This is a genomic window from Streptomyces prasinopilosus (assembly GCF_001419695.1).
Lineage (GTDB): Bacteria > Actinomycetota > Actinomycetes > Streptomycetales > Streptomycetaceae > Streptomyces > Streptomyces prasinopilosus.
On sequence record NZ_LIRG01001031.1, the window covers coordinates 1 to 2,156 of the forward strand.

1 protein-coding gene and 1 pseudogene are annotated in these 2,156 nt (G+C 74.5%); one reads left to right on the forward strand and one right to left on the reverse strand.

Annotated features, from left to right (window positions below; all coding sequences use genetic code 11):
- On the forward strand, positions 1–1,848 hold a 1,848-nt coding region (locus AOK18_RS29860), incomplete at its 5' end, for a DEAD/DEAH box helicase (protein ID WP_107100380.1).
- 103 nt (positions 1,849–1,951) lie between these two features.
- Here AOK18_RS29860 and AOK18_RS29865 read toward each other — a convergent pair.
- Positions 1,952–2,156, reverse strand: a pseudogene (locus tag AOK18_RS29865) (cytochrome P450); the annotation flags it as partial.

Consider the following 2,156-nt stretch of genomic DNA (forward strand, 5'->3'; position numbering starts at 1 on the left):
CAGGTCCGCCGAGGCCTGGGCGACCAGCTCCGGCACCCCGTCCCGCACCGCTTCCCCGGTCAGCCCGCGCACCTCGGCCACGGCCTCCAGCGCCCGGGCCCGCCCGTCCCGCCCCGCCAGCAGCATCCGCAGCCGCCCGGCGGCCGGCTCGGCCTCGGCCAGCAGCGGACCGACCCGGCCGCCGGGCGGCTGCGGATGCTGCTGGCGGGGCGGGACGGGCGGGCCCGGGCGCTGGAGGCCGTGGCCGAGGTGCGCGGGCTGACCGGGGAAGCGGTGCGGGACGGGGTGCCGGAGCTGTTCGCCCAGGCCTCGGTGGACCTGCTGCGCGGTACCCCGACCGAGGCCGCCGCCTGGGTCGACTTCGAGCTGCGTTCCGCCGAGTACTACAGCCTGCTCGCGGAGATCTCCGGCCGCAGCCCCGACACCGCCGCCGCCCAGGGCTTCCTGCCCGGGGAAGTCGCCGAGCGGGTCCGCGGCCAGGCACTCGACGCCACTCACCGGCGGGTGTCGCTGCGCGGCTACCAGGCCTTCGGGGCGCGCTTCGCCCTGGCGCAGCGCAGGGTGATCCTCGGTGACGAGATGGGGCTCGGCAAGACCATCCAGGCCATCGCCGTCCTGGCCCATCTCGCCGCCGAGGGGCAGAGCCACTTCATGGTCGTCTGTCCGGCCGGCGTCCTGATCAACTGGACCCGCGAGATCGAGGCCCGCAGCAAGCTGCGCGTGATGCCCCTTCACGGCCCGGACCGGCAGGAGGCGTTCGCCGACTGGAAGGGCCGGGGCGGTGTGGGGGTGACCACCTTCGACGCCCTGCGCGGTTTCCCGGCCCCCGGAGGCGGCGAGCTGGGGATGCTGGTCGTGGACGAGGCGCACTACGTGAAGAATCCGAAGACGCGCCGTTCCCGGGCCGTGACGGAATGGGCCGGGCGCTGCGAACGCGTCCTCTTCATGACCGGCACGCCCATGGAGAACCGGGTCGCCGAGTTCCGCAGCCTCGTGCGGATCCTCCAGCCGCACCTGGCGGGGATCGTCGACGGCCGTGACGCAGTGGTGGGTTCCCAGGCCTTCCGGAAGGCCGTCGCCCCGGTCTACCTGCGCCGCAACCAGCAGGACGTCCTGACCGAACTGCCCGCGCTCCAGCAGACGGACGAGTGGGAGGAGCTGAGCGCGTCGGACGAGGACGCCTACCGCGAGGCCGTGCGCGCCGGCAACTTCATGGCGATGCGCAGAGCCGCGTACGCGCGCCCCGAGAAGTCGGCCAAGCTGGACCGGCTGCGCGAGATCGTCGGGGACGCCGCCGAGAACGGGTTGAAGGTGGTGGTGTTCTCCGCCTTCAGGGACGTCCTCGCGGCGGTGAAGGACACGCTGGACGACGCGCGGGGCGATGCCGGCGGCCGGGTGTTCGGTCCGCTTTCGGGAAGCGTGCCGCCCGCGCGCCGTCAGCAGGTGGTGGACGGGTTCGCCGCCGTGCCGGGCCACGCGGTGCTGGTGGCGCAGATCGAGGCGGTGGGGGTGGGGCTCAACCTGCAGGCCGCGTCCGTCGTGATCATCTGTGAGCCCCAGATCAAGCCGACCGTCGAACACCAGGCGGTGGCGCGGGCCCACCGCATGGGGCAGGTGCGCCCGGTCCGGGTGCACCGGCTGCTCACCACCCGGGGGGTGGACGAGCGGATGGTGGAGATGCTGAGGAACAAGACCCGCCTGTTCGACGCGTACGCACGGCGCAGCGCGGTCGCCGAGTCGACGCCGGACGCGGTCGACGTCTCGGACACGGCGATGGCCCGCCGGATCGTCGAGGAGGAGCAGGCGCGGCTGGGAGCGGTCCGCGAGGAGGCCGCGGGACATCCGTGAGCGGCCGCCGGGGCCCGCCGCGCGCCCGGGGACGGGCATCCGGTCGGGGCATCGTGCGCGGTTCCGTCGCACGTCAGGGCCGGGGCTCGGGCATGTCGCGGGGCTACCAGGTCACCAGTAGACGTGCGGGGCTGCGGGAGGTGCCGCCGAGGCGCCAGACGACCTCCTCGGGTGGCTCCGCCAGCCTGAGACGGGGGAGGGCGACGGCCAGCCGGTTCAGGGCCAGGGTCAGTTCCAGGCGGGCCAGCCAGACGCCCAGGCAGTAGTGCCGGCCTCCGCCGAAGGACAGCGTGGGGCGGGGGAGGGGG